This window comes from Brevibacillus sp. NRRL NRS-603 (assembly GCF_003013445.1).
Classification (GTDB): domain Bacteria; phylum Bacillota; class Bacilli; order Brevibacillales; family Brevibacillaceae; genus Brevibacillus; species Brevibacillus formosus.
Genome location: NZ_PXZN01000014.1, coordinates 1 through 18,552, shown reverse-complemented (window position 1 = coordinate 18,552; position 18,552 = coordinate 1). Strand labels below are relative to the sequence as shown.

The following is an 18,552-nucleotide window of genomic DNA, read 5'->3' as shown; positions in this document are numbered from 1 at the left end:
TGCCTGTTTTTTATGGAATGCTAGCGGCAAAAAATATGTCTGCCGATCTTTTTGATTTGAGGGCGGCTCCAAATCCAACCTGATGTAGCAGTATCCGGGTTGAAATAATAAATGGCTCCGTCAGTTGGGTCCCAACCTTTGAGTGCGTCATTCACTGCTTTTTTTGCCTGCTCGTTCGGTGTCAGCCAAATCTGTCCATCCGCCACAGCCGTAAAAGCACGAGGTTCGAAAATAACGCCCGCTGGTGTATTGGGAAAGGCCGCGTTTTTCGTCCGGTTTAGAATAACAGCCGCCACTGCCACTTGGCCAATGTACGGCTCTCCGCGCGACTCACCGTAGACGGCATTCGCCATCAAGCGCAGGTCGTTCTCCGATACTCCGGCAGCGTGATACGTAGGTTTAGAAGGCGTAGAAGGCTTCGATGGTGCAGGTGTAGCGGTTTGTGGCACCCCGAGATCAGAAGCGGTGGGCTTGTAATTTTTCGTTGCGTTGTACAGCTTTACCTTTGTCTGCCCCCCAAGGACACCGTCTACGGTTAAGCCAAACTCATATTGAAAGTTACGCAACGCCCAATAAGAACGCCATCCGAATACGCCGTCTACTTTTCCTGTATAAAATCCAAGGTGCTTCAAGCGATACTGCATCTCACGCACGTCTGAGCCTTCTGCCCCTACTTTGACAATCTGCTTACTGAAAGCATCCGAGCGCAAGGGAGATAGCATAATCGCAGACGTAACCAGAAGTGCGAATACTACTACAGCTAGCAGCCATTTGACAGGCTGTTTCATTTCTTACCCTCCTTCGGGTATGGTTTTTTATATCAGTTGGTTATTGTTAGGTTCTCCAACTCCCGTCATTTTGGCCTTAGTAAAATATTGGAGAATGCGTAGACTACGAGTACATGTATTTGTACTTTGTCCTGAAAGGGGAAGATTTTGATGCTGGTCGCGCAATATTTGACGGAACAGTTGATCAGATGGGGAGTAAAACGAATATACGGGGTGGCGGGTGACGGCATCTTTGACTGGCTCGATCAGATCGCGAAGCAACCCGACATTCAATACATTGCTTGCAAACATGAATCTGCTGCGGCAATGATGGCAAGTGCGGAAGCAAAACTAACAGGAATTCCGGCTGTTTGTACCGCGACGATGGGGCCAGGTTTCGTTAATCTGCTGAATGGACTTGCAGATGCCCATACGGATCGAGCACCTGTCATTGCGATTACAGGTCAAGTGGAGACATACAAGCTGGGCGGTGCGTATAAGCAGTTTCTCTCACAAGAAGACATGATACGTCCCATCAGTTTTTATTCGACGACGATTGCGCATCCAGATGCAATCCAAAGTGTTCTGCACAAAGCATTTGTCACGGCTATGCAGCAAAAAGGAGTAACACATCTTGCCATTTGCAAGGATGTCTTCACCCAAACGACTTCAGAAGCTGTCCTTACAGCACTTCCACGCATTCCACAAGCCATTTATCCTGATCGCATGGAGATCGAGCTCGCTTCCGAGCAGGTTGCGAAGGCGAAAAAGCCTCTCGTTCTACTTGGAATCGGTGCCCGCAAGTCGGCGGATTCATGTTTAAAGCTAGCGGAACAGCTAGGGGCAGGCGTGTTGCTGTCGCTCGGAGCAAAAGGGACGGTAGATGAATCTCATCCGCTTGTGATCGGCGGATGGGGAGAGGGGGGCAGCGAAACAGCTTTACATGCCTTAGCGGAAGCTGATTTGTTGCTGATTTTGGGAGCGAGCTGGTTCCCTCGCGCTTTTTTGCCAAAGAAGCTGTCCGTCATTCAAGTAGATCATCAGCCTGGATCGATACATGCACATCCCTACCTCCATTCTGTTACAGCTGAATTGGACGATGTCCTGCCGATCTGGATGAGACGTTTGCAGTCGCGCAGACAGGACGGTGCGTGGCAGGAACAGATCAAGCGTTGGCATGGAGAGTTTGGTGAGGAGACAGAACAAGCAGTCATTCAACAAGCGAGTGAACGAGTAAAGCCACAAACCTTGATGCATACGCTCGGGGGAGTGGTCCATGAAGATGCGATTATCGTCCTAGATACCGGTGAGCATACAATCTGGTTTAATCGTGCGTTCCGTGGGAAAAGACAGATCCCACTCTTTTCGGGAAAGTGGCGAACAATGGGATTCGGGTTGCCTGCGGCTGTGGCTGCAAAGCTAACCTATCCTGAAAAGCAGGTTGTCTGCGTCGCTGGGGATGGGGGATTGCAAATGAATCTGGCAGAGCTTATGACAGCGGCCCAGCTCCAACTTCCGATTGTGATTCTCGTGGTGAACAATGGGACCCTAGGATTGGAAGAAGTCAAAATGAGTCAGGCGGGCTTGATTCCTTTTGGCGTGAAATTGCGGAATCCAGATTTTCAACAATTGGCGAATGCTTGTGGAGTCAATGGCAAGGTCGTCAAAGAGGTGCAAGCTTTGGAGCCGGTATTGCGGGAGGCACTTGCTGCGGATCAGTTGACACTCGTTGACATACATTGCACATCTCCGACACTAACGGAGAGAAAAAAACAAATTTCCTTCCAAGCCCAAGCATGATTTGTTTATAATGAAAGAAAAGGCAAATGAAACCAGTGGGGGAAGAACGAAACGGGCGAAGAGGAGGGCGTCCTGATGGCTGACAGTCTTGGCGAAATCAGAGTAGCAGATCAGGTGATCGCGATCATTGCTGGCGTTGCTGTAGAAGAGGTGTTGGAAGTCACAGTCCGTTCAGGCGGAATTTATCAAGATTTGGCGAAAAAGCTGAATGGCGGCGCGAAAGGCATTACCGTATCCGTAATAGGCGACAGAGTCACCATTGACATGCGTGTATCCGTTCGTTACGGGGCGCAGATTCATCACGTCTGTCACATCCTACAGGAAAAAGTAAAAGAAGCGGTGGAAACATTAACAGGTCTTTATGTGGAAGCCGTGAATGTACGGGTGGAAACAATCGAATTCCTTCGAAATGAGTAAGAGAAAAGGGATACTGGACGCATCCGGTATCCCTTATATTTGTTTTTTACATGGTATAAGGCTGTTTTTGTAATTGCTCTTCTACCTTCTGGCGACTGACTTCCCGCGATATACTGAGCAAAAAGCCAGTGGCGAGCAGACATACGAGTAAGGAGGAACCACCATAACTGATAAACGGCAATGGTACACCTGTCAATGGAATCAAACCCGTTACGCCGCCAATGTTTAAGATCGCCTGAATGGCGAACATGCTGACAACACCGATTCCTGCCAGACTGGCAAAGGTGTCTTTTACGCGCAGACAAATATGGATGCCGCGCAGCAGGAAAAGCAAGAAAATCAAGAGGAACACAGAGGCACCGATAAAGCCAAGCTCTTCTGTCATGATCGAGAAAATAAAATCGGTATGCCTCTCGGGTAAATACAAATACTTTTGAATGCTTTTTCCAAAGCCTGTCCCAGTCAGGCCGCCATGTGCAATCGCAATCCAGGATTGGATAATGTTGTAGCCAGTGCCATCCATATCACTCCATGGATCGAGGTAGGAAGAAATCCGGTTCAAGGCATGGGGTTTTGCTGAGATGTATACCAATAGCGCAACAGTTACAGCTGGGGCACCGAGACCGACCAGTTGACGAATTTTGGCCCCACCGCAGATCATGACAATCAAAGCGCACCCGAGCAAGATGGCAGCAGAACCGAGGTCGGGTTGGACTACAATCAGCATAAAAAACATCCCCGTTACCATCAGTGGGGGCATCAAACCAGATTTCAGCTTTTGTATCCCGTTCCCTTTTTTGGAGATGATCGCTGCCAAGTACAGAATAAGTCCAAGCTTGGCAAACTCCGCAGGCTGTAAGGTTGCAGAACCGATTTCAAACCACGATCGAGCTCCGTTCACTTCCTTACCAATGCCTGGAACAAGAACCAGGAGCAAAGAAAAGAAGCTGACAAGCGCAATCAATAAGAAGTTTCTCTTATAAAAGGAGAAGGGAATGTTCATCGCCACCAGCATTCCAACGCCACCGAGCAGCAAGAAAACCGATTGACGCTTCACGAAATAAAGCTCATCTCCGCCGCAATAATCACAGCCGCCGCTTGTAAAGCTGGTCAACGCGAAAATGGAGCTGGAGCTGAGCACCATGGTTATGCCAAACCCAACAAGTAGGGCGGTCAAAAACAGGAGCAAGAAGTCAGGTACGCCCCTCGTCTTCATAAAAAGAACCCCCCTCTACGTGAAACAGAGAGGGGACTCCTCTCTGTACACCGTGCCATTTCATTTTTTAGTGTGAGGACAGCTTTTCGCCCAGCATTTGCAGCTTCAACTTCGCTGTTTTTACAACGGAGTCTGGCATTGGGTAATCGTAATCCAGACCGTGTGGGAAAAGATGTTTGCCCATATAAGGATCTTCGAGCTTCAGGACTGCGTGCGTATCCTCCAATTTGCCTTCCGTCACGTTCGCTTCGATGCGCAGGTAGAAAACGTTACCTTTATCTTGGATTTTATAATCGTATGTAGCATGCTTATAATCCCAAGCGCCGCGATCAAAGCCGAGTTCGCTCATATAATGCTCCAGATCGGCGAAAAAGACTTCTTTCGTGCCAATACCCGTGTCCTTAATGACCATTCTTTTTCCTCCTAAAAATGGGTGAGATATTCATTTATTAATCATAGTCTGTTTTTGAAAGAAGCGCAATATATCATACTCTTTCTTGCGAATGAAACGATAGGCGAGCGGACAAACTACAATCGTTGATTAGCAAAAGGAGGAGAATGAAATGGCGAAACTGGAAAATCGCACCCTGCGTGAAATTATGACAAAAGATGTCGCTACTGTGACGCTTAAGGATAATGTGTATGAAGTGGCTTGCAAAATGCGCGATTGGAATGTTGGGGTCATTCCGGTTGTGGATGAAAAAAATGATGTAATCGGCGTGATTACGGATCGTGATATTGTGATTCGCGGTTTGGCTGAAAAGCATGAAGGATCGACTGCAACCGAGGTTGTCATGACCCGGGACATTATTCTCGGTCAGCCGGGAATGACGGTTGATGAAGCTGCGAGGGTTATGGCTCAGCATCAAATTCGTCGCCTGCCCGTTGTCGATAATGGCAAGCTGGTCGGAATTGTGGCATTGGGAGATATGGCTGTTCGTCAAGTTCACCACGATGAGGCAAGTGACGCTCTCCAACAAATTTCTGAGCCGGCGCCACATTAATAAAAGAGAAATGAGCTGTCGGGAGGAATCCGGCAGCTTTTTTTCTTTCTGTCTGTACATTCACGCTGCGTCAAGGTTTATGATAAGGAAAGAATGATACAGGGAGAGAGTTCCATGCAAATCAAAGACATGGCCCATCGCTTGCAAATCACCCCGCGTGCGATTCGATATTATGAAGAAAAAGGGCTGATCAAGCCATTGAAAGCAGATGCGTCCGGGTATCGCCAGTTCACAGAGGAAGATGTCTGGCGACTGCAAACCATCATTACCTTGCGCGAGGTCGGGATGGCGGTAGAAGACATTCGGGAACTTCTGATTCAAATGAAAGATCAGGAAGGCACTCTTCTCCATTATTTAGAGCTGCAGCGATCGTTTATGTATACAAGGTGGGTAGAAATGAGCAAGGTCATCCAAACGACAGAAGCGATGATTGAGCGGATAAAGGGGAGAGAATCGATTGACCCAGCAGAGCTGTTTACATTGGCAGAGGCAAACAAGCGATTGAAGCAGACTCGGGATAACTGGGTAGATCGATGGAATTTTAATGAATGGGCGGACCGCTACGATGAATGGGTACATGGCGGGAATGGTCATGAATCGTACGAAAACGTACTGGATGAGGTCGTCGCGACTGTTGCAGTCAAACCAGGAGAGTGCGGTCTGGATGCCGGAACGGGAACGGGAAACCTCGCAGGGCGTCTCGTGAAAAAAGGAGCCAGGATGAGCGGGTTCGACCAATCACCGCAAATGCTGAAGCAATGCAGAGCGAAACACCCAGAGGTCGAGACGAAGCTGGGAACCTTTTTCGCCTTTCCGTTTTTGGAAAATCGGTTTGACTTTGTCGCTACAAGTTACGCCTTGCACCATTTGACGGATGATCAAAAGCAGCTTGCCTTGGCGGAATGTCGTCGTGTGATCAAACCAGGGGGACGGTTGGTCATTGCCGATTTGATGTTTGTGGATCAGACGCATAGACAAGCTCATCTTGATGCCCTAGAGAAGGAAGGTCATACGCGAGTGATAGCAGATATTCAGGATCGCTGTTATGCGGATCGCTCTCGATTGCTACAGGAGCTTGCCAATCTTGGTTTTACAAATGAAGCAAGACAGCTAGGAACCTTTACGCATTTGATCTTGTCTACTTGTAAGTAGCACCTTCCTGGGGGTTTTTCAAAAAAGTCGTCTTTTGAACACGCATTTCACTTTTGGGCTCTTCCAACTACTGGCACACGTCTATCCTTTTGCATAGGCTGTAGCGAGAAGGAAAGGAGGACTCCGCCATGGGTCTGTTCGACGGTTTTTTTGATCGCGAAAACGAGGAGTTTATATGGATTATTATTGTCGTGGTCGTCCTGTTGTTCTTGTTTAGTGCCGATCGTGACTAAAGTCTGGACGTATAGACAAAACGACCTTGCGTGAAGGTCGTTTTTTTCGTTATCCAAAATGGACTGCTTTATCCAACACATACTCGAGAGGTGGCAGTTCCCGGGGTGCTGCGTAGGGGGTTAAGGAGAAGCGAACACTATCGAGTTGATCGGGGAGGGCAGGGCTGACCATAAACTGCAGGGAGATTTCTCGGTCAGAGCCGCGTGCTCCGCTTTTGCGCACATGGTGCTCCTGTGAGCTCGCGATTTCTAGCATGAGATGTGGGCGTATCCTACCAATGTTTTCATCATCGGTCATTCCCGATTTTATCTCGACATGAACGATACTCAAATTCTTGTGTTGCATGGCATGTGTCAATATGTAGGTAAAACCATCAAGCACAGTTGTTTTCATAATAGGCAGCACACCGATCAATTCGCCGTACTCATCAGGGAATACAGGTCTTGTTTCAGAATTTAATGTATGCAGAAACCAGCCAAGCTCAGCTTCATCCATACTGTATTTCTTAGCCCATTCCTGTCTGATTTCCTGCGGTGGGGTTAATCTTTTCCTGTTTGCAAGCACTTTTCGCTCATGAAGGAGCTGAAGAATACGCTCGTCGATTTTTTTGCATTCGTCGTTGTACTGGTTTGGTACAAATTGAAATTCAGTCCAACCCATCAAAAATCGCTCCCTTTCCCATTTTCATTATTTTACCAAAAATCAGGAACGTTTGTACTTTTTCTCTCCTATTGACCTATGTTGGCAAATCCACTACGCTGGAAAACAATGCAACATAGAAGAGGAGAAGGAAGTCTATGAAACGAGTAACCATATATCTGCTCGCATTGGCTCTTTTGCTATCGGCATGTGGATCGTCCGGCCAGCCGGAAGCTAACGGCGAGATGGATGCTGTGATCAAACGAGTGGTCGATGGCGATACATTCGAGCTGGACAGCGGGGAAAAAGTCCGTATGATTGGCGTAGATACCCCGGAGACAGTGAAACCGAACCATCCAGTCGAACCGTATGGGAAAGAAGCGAGCAATTACTCCAAAGAGCTTTTAACGGGCAAAAAGGTTAAGCTGAAGTTCGATGTCGAGCCCTATGACAAATACAAGCGTTTGCTTGCATACGTATATTTGGAAGATGGCACCTTTGTCAATGAAAAGCTCGTTCGTGACGGCTACGCCCGGATCATGACGATCCCACCGAATGTAGCCCAAGCAGAGCTGTTCCTGGCAGCGGAGCGGGAGGCCAGGGAGCAGAATCGCGGATTGTGGGCATTAGAAGGGCAGCAGGGAGAGGCTCCTAAGGAAAAAGCCAAGCCCCAAAAACAGTCCAATAACAATACTGCAGCAGACACTGCACCGCCAGAAGGAAAGACCATCAAGGGCAATATCAACAGCAAAGGCGAGAAAATCTACCACATTCCTGGCTCTGCTAGCTATGAGCAGACAACCCCGGAGATGTGGTTTGCGACGGAGGAAGAAGCGCAACAGGCAGGTTTTCGAGCGCCAAAACGATAAGACATGAAAGAAACATGAGCCGCATAAATGGATATGTAAGCCTCGTCTGCCCCGGCAGTCGGGGCTTTTTCCTTGTCGAAAAGAATTTCAGAAATGTTACAGAACGATGTTATATGATAAAAAAGGTCAAAAGACCTATGGAAAATGCCGTTACATAAGAGGAAGGGATTAAAAAATTACCATCATATTTCACAAAAAGAAGTAAAAAATCGTAGAATTACGATGGAGGAAACAACTATTTATAGAGGGAATTGCGCATGTTTCAAGCCTGGCAGCGAAAAACACGCAAAGCGTAGTTGCTTCTGTACAAGAACAAACAGCTTTCTATGGAACAGATTGCAACCGCTTCCCGTACACTCGCCGAAATGGCAGAAGAGCTGCAGCATTCCATCGGTAAGTTTCAATTGTAATGCGAGAACAGGCGGGGGTGCCATGTGTTTAATCAAATCAGAGATGTAAAGTATGCATTGTCTGCATTGGAAGAGTCATCTGTTATTTCGATAACAGATGAAAAAGGAATCATCACCTACGTCAATCACAACTTCTGTCAAATATCCAAGTTTAGTAGAGAGGAATTAATCGGAAAGAACCATAACATCGTGGATTCCGGGTTCCATCCGCGAAACTATTTTAAATCGTTATGGGAGACCATTAGCCGAGGAAAAGTATGGAAAGGCGAGATGAAAAATCGGGCAAAGGACGGTACAGAATATTGGCTTAGCATGACGTTGGTTCCGTTCATGAACGACAGTGGATTCCTCTATCAGTACGTGGCAATCGGGACGGACATCACGAAACGAAAGCAGATGGAAGAGTCACTTTCAAAGACGATGAAGGACTTGCACGATATCAAAAATGCACTGGATGAATCTTCGATTGTAGCGATTACAGACGACAAAGGCGTCATTACCTATGTAAATGACAAGTTTTGTGAAATCTCCAAATATGAAGTGGATGAATTAGTTGGAAATACCCATCGGGTCATTAACTCTCGCTATCATTCTAAGTCGTTTTTTAAATTGATGTGGGAAACGATCAAGCAAGGACGTGTCTGGAAGGGCGAAGTGAAGAATCGCGCCAAAAACGGCAATGAATACTGGATGAATACGACCATCGTGCCATTTCTAGACGACCGGGGAGTTCCGTATCAATATGTTTCGATCCGTACGGACATTACCGACCGGATTGAAGCAGAGGCAGCTTTGGCAGAAGCCTTGCAGAACGATTTTCGCAGGACGGTCCAAAACTTGCAAAACTGCGTGTTTAAGATCGTGACAGATCCGAAAGGGAACATCACTTATACCTTGTGTGAAGGGAAAATTGCGGAAGAGCTTGGGCTAACGTCTGAAAGAATGCTGAGAAAAACGTCGTATGAAATTTTTCCTTATGAGGTAGCGGAGCAAATGGAAAGCTATTTTCGCAGAGCATTTGCTGGTGAGCCTGTTACCTTCGAACTGAAACTATCCGGTAATGACTATTACATAACGTTGTCACCTATTGAGGAAAATGGAGAGATCGTGGAAATGGTAGGCTCCATGATTGACATCACCGAGAGAAAAAAGGCGGAAGAAACGATTCGCTACATGGCCCATTACGATTCCTTAACCAACCTACCGAATCGAACGCTTTTTCATGAAAAATTGGCAGAGGCGATGCTCAAAGCAAAACATAAGGATGAAAAAATCGGCGTCATGTTTATCGATTTGGATCGATTTAAAAATATAAATGATACGCTGGGTCACTCCATAGGGGATGTCCTTTTACAAGCAGTAGCAAATCGTCTCATCGGTTGTTTGCGAAAAGAAGATTCTGTTTCACGACTAGGCGGAGATGAGTTCGCCATCTTTCTCACAGGTGTCACACACAAAGAGGTTGGTGAAATTGCGCAGCGAATCGTCACGAGCATGTCCGAATCGATTACGTTAGACCATATTGAAATCTTCATCACACCAAGTATTGGCATCAGCATGTATCCGGATGATGGAGACGATATCGAATCGCTGTTGAAGCATGCGGACGCTGCCATGTATTTGGCAAAAGAGCAAGGGAAAAATAATTATCAATTTTTCTCGGAGGAGCTACATCAGGTTTTAGCCAAAAAGCTACAGCTTGAAAGAGAGTTGCGAAGAGCTTTGGATGAGAAACAATTTACGCTGCACTACCAACCGAAGATTCATTTGCATACGGGGCAGATTATTGGCATGGAGGCGTTGATTCGTTGGGAACATCCAGATCTTGGCCTCATCCCCCCTATTCAATTTATCCCGATCGCAGAAGAAACAGGCTTAATCGTACCGCTTGGGGAATGGGTAATGCGAACGGCTTGCCAACAGACAAAAGTGTGGCAAGAAGCAGGCTTTACACAGCTGGCTGTTGCGGTGAATATATCCTTACGCCAATTTATGCAAAACAATCTCATTGAGATGATTACCTCGATCCTTGAAGAAACGGGGTTAGCTCCGCAATACTTGGAGCTGGAAATCACAGAAAGCATGGCGCTAAATGTAGACTATACGATTCGGATTTTGAATCGCTTGAAAGGTCTCGGGATAAGCATCAGTATCGATGATTTCGGGACGGGCTACAGTTCTTTGAGCTATCTAAGTCAATTTCCGATTGATCGGCTCAAAATCGACCAATCCTTTCTTCGGAATTTGAACCCACAGAATCAAGCGATTATTAAAACGATCATCGATATGGCACACAACATGAAAATTGCTGTTATTGCAGAGGGTGTTGAAACACAAGAACATGTTGATTTTCTAAAGGAACAAATGTGTAATGAAGTCCAAGGGTATTTCTATAGTAAACCGCTGCCCACGAAAGAAATCGATTCCTACTTGCAGGTAAATCGTTATGGTGAATCAGGCAGCATGGTTTAAGTGGAACCATCGAGATTAACAAAAGGAAAGTGGTGAAGGAGCTTGGATCACCAGATACATGGGACGTACGACAGTTTCCTTGTGATACTATCTTATTTAATCGCAGTTGCAGCTTCTTTTTCTGCTCTCAACCTGGCAGCCAGAGTGAGTACAAGTAAAGGGAAGCACCAGCTCCTCTGGTTGATTTTTGGTGCCACAACAATGGGGCTTGGAATATGGTCCATGCATTTTGTCGGAATGCTGGCACTTACCCTCCCTGTTAAGGTTCTGTATGACATGGCGTATGTCATCCTATCTGTCGTTCTTGCCATTTTTGTCTCAAGCATAGCCTTGTTTACCGTCACGAAAAGCAACTTACATGCGAGACAGCTAGGTATCGCTGGAATTCTTATGGCTGCTGGAATATCCGGGATGCACTACGTTGGTATGGCCGCGATGATTATCGAAATTACATACGATATGTGGATCGTCCTTCTATCCATTATCATCGCAGCGACTGCTTCAGCAGCGGCACTTTGGCTGTTGTTTTACTTTCGCCGTGATCAGTCGAAATACGCGTATTTATACAAATTGGGCAGCTCACTTATTATGGGAGCCGCAATCGCGGGTATGCATTACACAGGAATGGTTGCAGCGCATTTCTACGTAACGGAACTGCCGACAATAGAAATGGGAACGCAGATTGAGCCGGAGACCTTGGCTTATGTCATTGTTTTGGCCACTTTTTTACTGTTGGGCATTACCTTGTTCGGCTTGTTTATTAACAAACGACTCTCGCAAAAAGATACGGTCATTCAAGAAAGTGAAAGCTGGTATCGTTCGCTTTATAAAAATAATGAGTACGGCATTATTTCCTTAGATACAGGTGGATGTATTATCCAAATGAACCCAGCTGTTACGAAGATTGGGGGACTGCGGGAGGAAGAATTCATCAATCAACATGTATCGAAAATTGGCAAGCATATTGTTGAGGAGAAAAGGGACATCACCAAAGATTCTTTTGCCCAGTCTTTTCAGCCCATTCGCAATAATTTTGAGACGACCCTTCTTCATCCGAACGGAAATCTCGTAGAGCTGAGTGTACTCAATGTCCCGGTTGAGATTGAGGGAGAAGTGGTAGGGAATCACATCATTGTGAAGGATATTACCGAAGAGAATCGCGTAAAAGAAAAAATCAAGTATTTAGCTTATCACGATGAACTGACTGACTTACCGAACCGAAGAAAGTTTAATCAAGTTCTTCATCAATCCATTGAAAAAAGCAGCCAAGTTTCATCGAGCTTTGCCGTCATGGTTATCGATATCGATCGTTTCAAAATGATCAATGATTCCTTGGGTCACTCCTACGGCGATATCTTTTTGCAAGGGGTCAGCGACAGAATTGCAAAGAGTGCGGAAGAGTACCACGCCACCATTGCCCGGATGGGTGGAGATGAATTTACCGTCCTTTGCGAAACAGGAGCGGACCGCAGGGAAGCGGCGAGTTTAGCGGATAAGATCATTGAAGCGTTGAAACAGCCATTCTCGCTAAAAGACAGTGAATTTTACATATCAGCGAGTATTGGAACGGCGATATTCCCAGACCACGGAACAGATGCTGTCGCGCTGCTCAAAAAAGCGGATACGGCCATGTACGAGGTGAAAAAACAGGGGAAAAATGGTCATCTGTTCTATACGCCCGATTTTGACGTCCAACTGCTGGAAAATATTGAAATAGAGCGTGATCTTAGAAAAGCAATTGAACGAAAAGAGCTGATGGTGTACTATCAACCTCAATTTCATTCGGAAAGTAATCGCATGATCGGAGTGGAGGCGCTCGTCAGGTGGAATCATCCGACCAAAGGGTTGCTCTCACCTGGAGTGTTTATCCCTATTGCTGAAGAGACTGGGTTGATCTATGAGATCGGTACATGGGTGCTCCGCGAAGCGTGCAGGCAAATGAAGCAGTGGCATGATGGAGGGGGACCGTTGATACCTGTCTCCGTCAACTTGTCCTCCCATCAATTCCACCAACGGAACCTCGTCCAGTACATCAAAAATATCCTCGAGGAAACCAAGCTCGCCCCGCACTTTTTGGAACTGGAAATCACGGAGAGCATGATGATGGATCCGGCCGTATCGATCAGTATCCTGCATGAGTTAAACAAAATCGGAACCAGAATCAGCTTGGATGATTTTGGAACCGGTTACAGCTCATTGAGCTATTTGAAAAAGTTCCCGATCCACAAGCTAAAGATTGACCGCTCCTTCATAACAGACCTGTCTCGGAATGAAAACGATAAAGCCATTGTGGCCACCATCATTTCGATGGCAAAGCATCTGAAATTGGATGTGATTGCAGAAGGCATTGAAACGAAGGATCAGTTGGATATTTTGACCGAAAATCATTGCAAGGAAATTCAAGGGTATTATTACAGTCGCCCATTATCCGCGAATGAGGTGGAGCAAGTGTTTTTTATGCCAATAAGGACGCATCTCAGTCCAGAAGCATAAGCATTGACTCCCTGTCTTTTATCGATGGGGAGTTTTTATGTTTACAGCAGGAAATATAAAATTAGGTATTGCATACCCTACAGGGGTATCGTAGAATGTAATCAACATAAGCTTCCCAAAAACAAAGGAGGATGTAAAATGAACGTCACTTTGAATGTACAAGGAATGTCCTGCAATCACTGCGTCATCTCAATAGAAGGTGCTCTTCAAAAGCTAGACGGGGTTAGCAAAGCAACCGTTAGCCTTGCTGACAATCAGGTAAGCGTGACTTTTGATGAATCCGTTGTTTCGCTGGACAATGTGAAAGAGGCCATTGAAGATCAAGGATACGATGTCGTTTAAAGCAAAGGGTGTAGGAAGGGCTGTGATTGAAGAATTGCAGCCTTTCTTATGTCTATCGGTTGACCGAATATTACAAATTTAAGCGTTGTAGGAGGAATGCCTTTTGAAGCGTGTGCAGTTTGCCGTAAGTCCAGAAATTCGTGTCGGCGGTTCAGTGTTTGCTCCAGCAGATATGGTGGCGATTGGTCAAATCGTTGGCGAGGATGCACAAATTGAACTTTCGACCTTTCAGCAGCTTATCGTTGAGATGAATGAAGAGAAGGCTGAGGATGCGAAAAAAGCGCTGCGTGAAAAAGGCTTATGCGTGTACGAAACAGGCTCTGTTGTGAAGAATTTGTCTGTCTGCTCTTTTTGCAAAGGAGCAGAGATTGAAGGGCTTATGGCAGCGAGAAATTTGAATGAAACGATCGCAGGGATGGCCGTTCCTTTTACGATGAGAGTTGGTTATACGGGTTGCCCAAATGCCTGTGGAGAGCCGTTGGTAAAAGATATCGGGATCGTGAAGCGAAAAGAAACCTTTGAAATCTACGTCGGAGGCCAATCGAAAACAATGGAGGCCAAAACAGCCGAGCTTCTGGTCGAGCAGGTGAAGGTAGAACAATTATCCTCCATCGTTCAAAGCATCATTATCTTGTATCAGACGCAAGGGAAAAAGAGAGAGAAGTTTTTCAAGTTTGTCGAGCGATATGGATTGGAAAATGTCCGAAAAGAATTGGGGCTGTCTTCCTGATCGACAAGTGAATATGGAACCTGCTAGGTATTAAAATTTGGATGATAATCGAAGCGGATGGTTGCTAGGATCATTAGAGGAGGAATCTCGTTGTCAAGTGCGGAATTGAACATTGTACAGTCTTGTCATACATCGGATCGAAACAGTCATCATTCAGAAAAAACCAAGCAAAACTTGCAGGCGCGCCTCAATCGGATTGAGGGACAGATTCGCGGGATTAAAGGCATGGTGGAGAAGGATGCTTATTGTGATGATGTCTTGAATCAAATTGCTGCGGTACAATCTGCCTTAAATTCAGTGGGACGTATCCTTTTGGAAGGACATATGAAATCCTGTGTGATTGAACGCATCCAAGAAGGGGACAACGCAGTCATTGACGAGCTGTTAACCACGATGAATAAGCTGATGAAATAAAAAGCTTCAGAAATGAAGCTTTTTTATAATGGCGAAATATAGCTATGCTGTTGCAAGTAGGTGTGTGCGGCATGAAGCGGTCGAGTGTGGCAGTGCAAAATCTGGTCAACGTGCAGAATGAAGGAATCCAACGAGGGTGTCCTTTTCTAGTTCGTTTTGTCCTAATTAGTTGTCGTAGGACATACTTTACAATGTGGGGAATATACTCGGGGGTGGTATCTTGAGCGCGGTGTATCAGGTCCTGATCTACGTCGGTTTCGCTTACGTTTGCTTCACATGGTTTATATGGCGACGAAGGCAGGAAATCGATCATATGCAAGGCATGATGGGCACGATGTCTGTCAGTATGATGATTGGACTGATCGGAGGGTTAATCCTCGGCGATGTTTACAGGGGAGACCTTTATGTATCCACCATGTGGGGAATGCTGGCAGGTGGACTGTCTGGTTTTCTGCTAGGAGTTCCCTTATCGATCCTGAGTATTGTAGAAGGACTTTTATCTGGCGTCATGGGCGGGATGATGGGCGCCATGCTGGGAGAAATGGTTCCCAGTGAAAAGGTAGAGCCTCTCCTGTTTGTTTTCGTCATGCTCTATACCGTATGTATGCTGCTCGTAGCCAAGCTGATTGATTTCAATCATATAGAAACGAAGTGGTCTTCTTTTTTTCATCATCCAGCTACTCCTGTTGTGTTGCTGCTTGCCGTCTTTTTCTGGTTTCAATCATTACCGTTTCCATCCCCGACTCTTTATGCAGGTGATCGTGCGACAGAAATCAACCTCACAGCCGTCGACTTTTCCTATAAACCGAGCCAATTTACCGTGAGAAAAAATACGGAGATCAAAATCGTCTTTCAAAATGATGGCAATGTAGAGCACGATATCGAGGTTGTGTCTGAGGGAAAAATCGTTACGATTTCAGAAGCAAGCAGCGAACATCGTCATGGAGCAATGGCTGAGGGTGTGATTCATTTGCACGCCAAACCGGGAGAGTCTGTTGAAACAGTGTGGAAGGCATTGGAGGAAGGAACCTATGAATTTTATTGTACGATCCCGGGACACAAAGAAAGCGGCATGATTGGGCGCTTGCAAGTGACAGGATGAAGCAAAGGGGGAGGCGAATGCCTTACGAAAAGGTGGAAACCGCTTTCCATTAGGAGGAGAGCGGTTTTTCTTTTTGGGGTAGCAATCACGCCTACTGGGTGGGCAGCATAGTGTAGTCATGAAGGAACAGACATTGCAAGTTGGAGGAGGATATTGGCATTGCATTCGCAAACACGCGACTACTTTCCGTACGTTGGTCCCTACGATCCTTGTCCGCCGATTCGGGTAAAGACATACCAGGTGCCACCTCAGCTGTTCATGACGTTTCAGCCGGAGAACTTGCCGCAATACAGCCCGATGGAAGCGTTGAAATTAGGCACGCTATGGCCGGCACTTTTTAGCCCCTATGATCCAAGACTGAGTCATTTAGGGAGGGGAGGCACATGACAGCTGAAAATAGATTTGGCGATGAACAATATTACGCATTACTTGAACAGCTGCAAGCGATCGACTTTGTGCTGGTAGAGCTAAATCTTTTCTTAGATACCCATCCAACGGATCAGAATGCGCTCCAGCAATTTAACGATTTAACGGAACAACGCTGGGTTTTGGCAAACGAGTATGAGAAGTTATATGGGCCCTTGCAAAATCTTGGCCGCAGCTATTCAGGCTATCCGTGGCAGTGGAATGATGATCCATGGCCTTGGCAAGTTTAGAAGAGAGGGATAACGAAACCGATGTGGATCTATGAAAAGAAACTTCAGTATCCGGTTCGTGTCAGTAAGTGCGATGTGAGAATGGCGAAGTATTTGATTGAGCAATACGGAGGGGCAGATGGAGAGCTGGCAGCTGCTCTGCGCTATATGAACCAGCGGTATACGATCCCGAATAAAGTGGTCGGATTGTTGACAGATATCGCTACGGAAGAATTCGCTCACCTCGAGATGATTGCCACGATGGTGTATAAGCTGACCAAAGATGCGACTGTCGAAGAGCTGAAGGAAGCGGGACTGGGTGACCATTATGCCAATCATGATCGGGCGCTCTTTTACAACAATGCCAGTGGTGTACCGTGGACGGCTGCCTATATCGCTGCCAAAGGCGATCCAATCGCCGACCTTTACGAGGATATTGCAGCAGAAGAAAAAGCACGCGCGACGTATCAATGGCTGATCGACATGACCGATGATGTTGATTTGCAGGACAGCTTGAAGTTTTTGCGGGAACGGGAAGTCGTTCACTCTATGCGTTTCCGCGAGGCTGTAGAGATTTTGAAGGAAGAGCGGGATGCGAAGAAAATATTTTGAAGGTTAAAAAAGAGAGCTGGTGAGCTCTCTTTTTGTTTCTATGGCTGCTGCGGTTCAAAGGCCGGTGGAACAACTATGATGGATTTCTTCCCTCGATTTTGTGCAAAAAACACATGACATTCCAACATTTCCGCGACGTCTCGTAACGGTACAACCAGAATGGTATTATTGTACAGCTTCGCTTTTGCAGGGACAGGGATTGGCTGACCATTTAGCACAAAGCGATCGCCGCCTACTGGAATTTTAAGCGTGTTAAAGTTATCTTGGATAAGTGTTGCGGTTTGTGTAGAATCGTCCCATTGGATAGAAACTCCAAGTATATCTGCTAGTTCTCGAAGGGAAACATACGTGACATCGTTTTCGGCAAATACTTGTTGAACAAGCTTTTTATTATCTACTGTTACACTCATTGAAGTGTTTTCTTTATATGGTGCAGAGTCTTTGTGATTATACAGTATATCAATAACTTCAATGTAATTGTAATTTATTTGTGATTTAATAGAATCTATCCGTATTTTGAAAGTCGCTCTTGCAAATTCTCCCGGTTCTAATTTCGAAGTCGAAATCTCATAAGAGTGGGTAGCTTCGGGATGGAACTGAGCTTCGCCATCTATATCTCTTAATAAGAGTCCTGTATACTCGAAAGTAGCTGTTGCCTCTCCTTGATTTAGTAATAGGGCCTCTATGCTGTACGTTTCATCTATTAGTTCAGTATACAGTATTGTTGTTTTGATGTTTGATCTCGGTTCTGCTTTTTTCCCTAATGTAAACGTATACGTTGGCTTTAGATCCAATTTAGCAGATTTAAAGTATGTAGGTTTTAAACTGATTTTTTGCCCTTTTTTACTGAACAGATCAATGCTTCCTTTAAGGTTGATAAGTTCATAGAAACCTGATGCTTTGCGACTTCCATCTGGCCTTTTTTCGAATGTCAAATCAGTCAATTCAAACTGCAAAGGATTCTTCTCCAATGATGCCAAGGAAACTGGAACTGAAGCAAAGAAAATAAAAAAGGTCAAAGCAAGGCACGTAAAAAGTCTCACCATTTTCACCAACTCAAATCACCCCAAGATTGAAAATATCATGTTAGAAAAGCATTCAGTAAAGAAGGCTTTTCCCTTCTCATCTATAAAGAAGATCATTCGGAATGACGACGATGGTTTTCTGACCCCCTTTATGTTCAAAAACAACATAGTAATCCAGCATTTCTACAATATCTCGTAAAGGTACAACCAGGGTTGTGT

At 45.8% G+C, this 18,552-nt stretch carries 19 protein-coding genes; 14 read left to right on the top strand and 5 right to left on the bottom strand.

All coding sequences use genetic code 11. From position 1 onward, the window contains the following. Nucleotides 1–20: 20 nt before the first annotated feature. Nucleotides 21–788, bottom strand: coding sequence for a spore cortex-lytic enzyme (gene sleB, locus C7R94_RS14345; RefSeq protein ID WP_106782147.1), 768 nt, complete (start codon nt 786–788; stop codon nt 21–23). 150 nt (nt 789–938) lie between these two features. Between sleB and C7R94_RS14340 the strand changes: the two genes are divergently transcribed. Both C7R94_RS14340 and C7R94_RS14335 read left to right on the top strand, forming a co-directional pair. Then, entirely contained in the window at nt 939–2,567 is a 1,629-nt protein-coding gene (locus tag C7R94_RS14340) for a thiamine pyrophosphate-binding protein (protein ID WP_106782145.1), read from the top strand. A 75-nt stretch (nt 2,568–2,642) separates the two neighbouring features. Then, entirely contained in the window at nt 2,643–2,984 is a 342-nt protein-coding gene (locus C7R94_RS14335) for an Asp23/Gls24 family envelope stress response protein (protein WP_106782143.1), read from the top strand. Nucleotides 2,985–3,030: 46 nt separating this feature from the next. Here C7R94_RS14335 and ftsW read toward each other — a convergent pair whose 3' ends face one another. Continuing rightward, nucleotides 3,031–4,200, bottom strand: coding sequence for a putative lipid II flippase FtsW (ftsW, locus tag C7R94_RS14330; protein ID WP_106782140.1), 1,170 nt, complete (start codon nt 4,198–4,200; stop codon nt 3,031–3,033). 67 nt (nt 4,201–4,267) lie between these two features. Continuing rightward, nucleotides 4,268–4,612, bottom strand: coding sequence for a YugN family protein (locus C7R94_RS14325; RefSeq protein ID WP_047068784.1), 345 nt, complete (start codon nt 4,610–4,612; stop codon nt 4,268–4,270). 151 nt (nt 4,613–4,763) lie between these two features. On the opposite strand from C7R94_RS14325, the gene C7R94_RS14320 reads away from it, so the two are divergent. Both C7R94_RS14320 and C7R94_RS14315 read left to right on the top strand, forming a co-directional pair. Next, nucleotides 4,764–5,204 (top strand): CBS domain-containing protein, encoded by a 441-nt coding sequence (locus C7R94_RS14320; protein ID WP_047068785.1) that lies wholly within the window; start codon nt 4,764–4,766, stop codon nt 5,202–5,204. 114 nt (nt 5,205–5,318) lie between these two features. After that, a complete protein-coding gene (locus tag C7R94_RS14315; RefSeq protein ID WP_106782138.1) occupies nt 5,319–6,356 on the top strand; it encodes a MerR family transcriptional regulator in 1,038 nt (345 codons plus the stop codon). A 282-nt stretch (nt 6,357–6,638) separates the two neighbouring features. On the opposite strand, the gene C7R94_RS14310 is transcribed toward C7R94_RS14315, so the two are convergent. Continuing rightward, the gene (locus C7R94_RS14310) at nt 6,639–7,250 is read right to left on the bottom strand and encodes a hypothetical protein (RefSeq protein ID WP_106782135.1); all 612 of its coding nucleotides are present in this window, start codon (nt 7,248–7,250) and stop codon (nt 6,639–6,641) included. A gap of 137 nt (nt 7,251–7,387) precedes the next feature. On the opposite strand from C7R94_RS14310, the gene C7R94_RS14305 reads away from it, so the two are divergent. From C7R94_RS14305 to C7R94_RS14255, 10 genes are all read left to right on the top strand, one after another. Then, nucleotides 7,388–8,098 (top strand): thermonuclease family protein, encoded by a 711-nt coding sequence (locus tag C7R94_RS14305; protein WP_106782133.1) that lies wholly within the window; start codon nt 7,388–7,390, stop codon nt 8,096–8,098. Between the two features lie 434 nt (nt 8,099–8,532). Next, nucleotides 8,533–10,980: a bifunctional diguanylate cyclase/phosphodiesterase gene (locus tag C7R94_RS14295; RefSeq protein WP_106782131.1), complete on the top strand. Its 2,448-nt coding sequence runs from the start codon at nt 8,533–8,535 to the stop codon at nt 10,978–10,980. A 42-nt stretch (nt 10,981–11,022) separates the two neighbouring features. Then, entirely contained in the window at nt 11,023–13,473 is a 2,451-nt protein-coding gene (locus tag C7R94_RS14290) for a bifunctional diguanylate cyclase/phosphodiesterase (protein ID WP_106782129.1), read from the top strand. 138 nt (nt 13,474–13,611) lie between these two features. Beyond that, nucleotides 13,612–13,815, top strand: a complete 204-nt coding sequence (gene copZ / locus C7R94_RS14285) for a copper chaperone CopZ (protein ID WP_047068791.1) — start codon at nt 13,612–13,614, stop codon at nt 13,813–13,815. 112 nt (nt 13,816–13,927) lie between these two features. Continuing rightward, nucleotides 13,928–14,545 (top strand): nitrite reductase, encoded by a 618-nt coding sequence (locus C7R94_RS14280; protein ID WP_233220571.1) that lies wholly within the window; start codon nt 13,928–13,930, stop codon nt 14,543–14,545. Between the two features lie 90 nt (nt 14,546–14,635). Beyond that, complete coding sequence (locus tag C7R94_RS14275) at nt 14,636–14,959, top strand: metal-sensitive transcriptional regulator (protein ID WP_106782123.1); 324 nt, start codon at nt 14,636–14,638, stop codon at nt 14,957–14,959. 229 nt (nt 14,960–15,188) lie between these two features. Then, complete coding sequence (locus C7R94_RS14270) at nt 15,189–16,061, top strand: cupredoxin domain-containing protein (protein ID WP_106782477.1); 873 nt, start codon at nt 15,189–15,191, stop codon at nt 16,059–16,061. A gap of 159 nt (nt 16,062–16,220) precedes the next feature. Then, nucleotides 16,221–16,448: a spore coat associated protein CotJA gene (locus C7R94_RS14265; protein ID WP_106782121.1), complete on the top strand. Its 228-nt coding sequence runs from the start codon at nt 16,221–16,223 to the stop codon at nt 16,446–16,448. After that, nucleotides 16,445–16,717 carry a spore coat protein CotJB gene (locus tag C7R94_RS14260; protein WP_047068795.1) on the top strand — a complete coding sequence of 91 codons (273 nt, stop codon included), beginning with the start codon at nt 16,445–16,447 and terminating at the stop codon, nt 16,715–16,717. The genes C7R94_RS14265 and C7R94_RS14260 overlap by 4 nt, the downstream gene beginning before the upstream one ends. Nucleotides 16,718–16,738: 21 nt before the next feature. After that, the gene (locus tag C7R94_RS14255) at nt 16,739–17,308 is read left to right on the top strand and encodes a manganese catalase family protein (RefSeq protein ID WP_007725798.1); all 570 of its coding nucleotides are present in this window, start codon (nt 16,739–16,741) and stop codon (nt 17,306–17,308) included. 38 nt (nt 17,309–17,346) lie between these two features. Here the strand turns inward: C7R94_RS14255 and C7R94_RS14250 are convergent, their stop codons facing one another. Further along, nucleotides 17,347–18,354 carry a copper amine oxidase N-terminal domain-containing protein gene (locus C7R94_RS14250; RefSeq protein WP_233220570.1) on the bottom strand — a complete coding sequence of 336 codons (1,008 nt, stop codon included), beginning with the start codon at nt 18,352–18,354 and terminating at the stop codon, nt 17,347–17,349. Nucleotides 18,355–18,552: the final 198 nt, after the last annotated feature.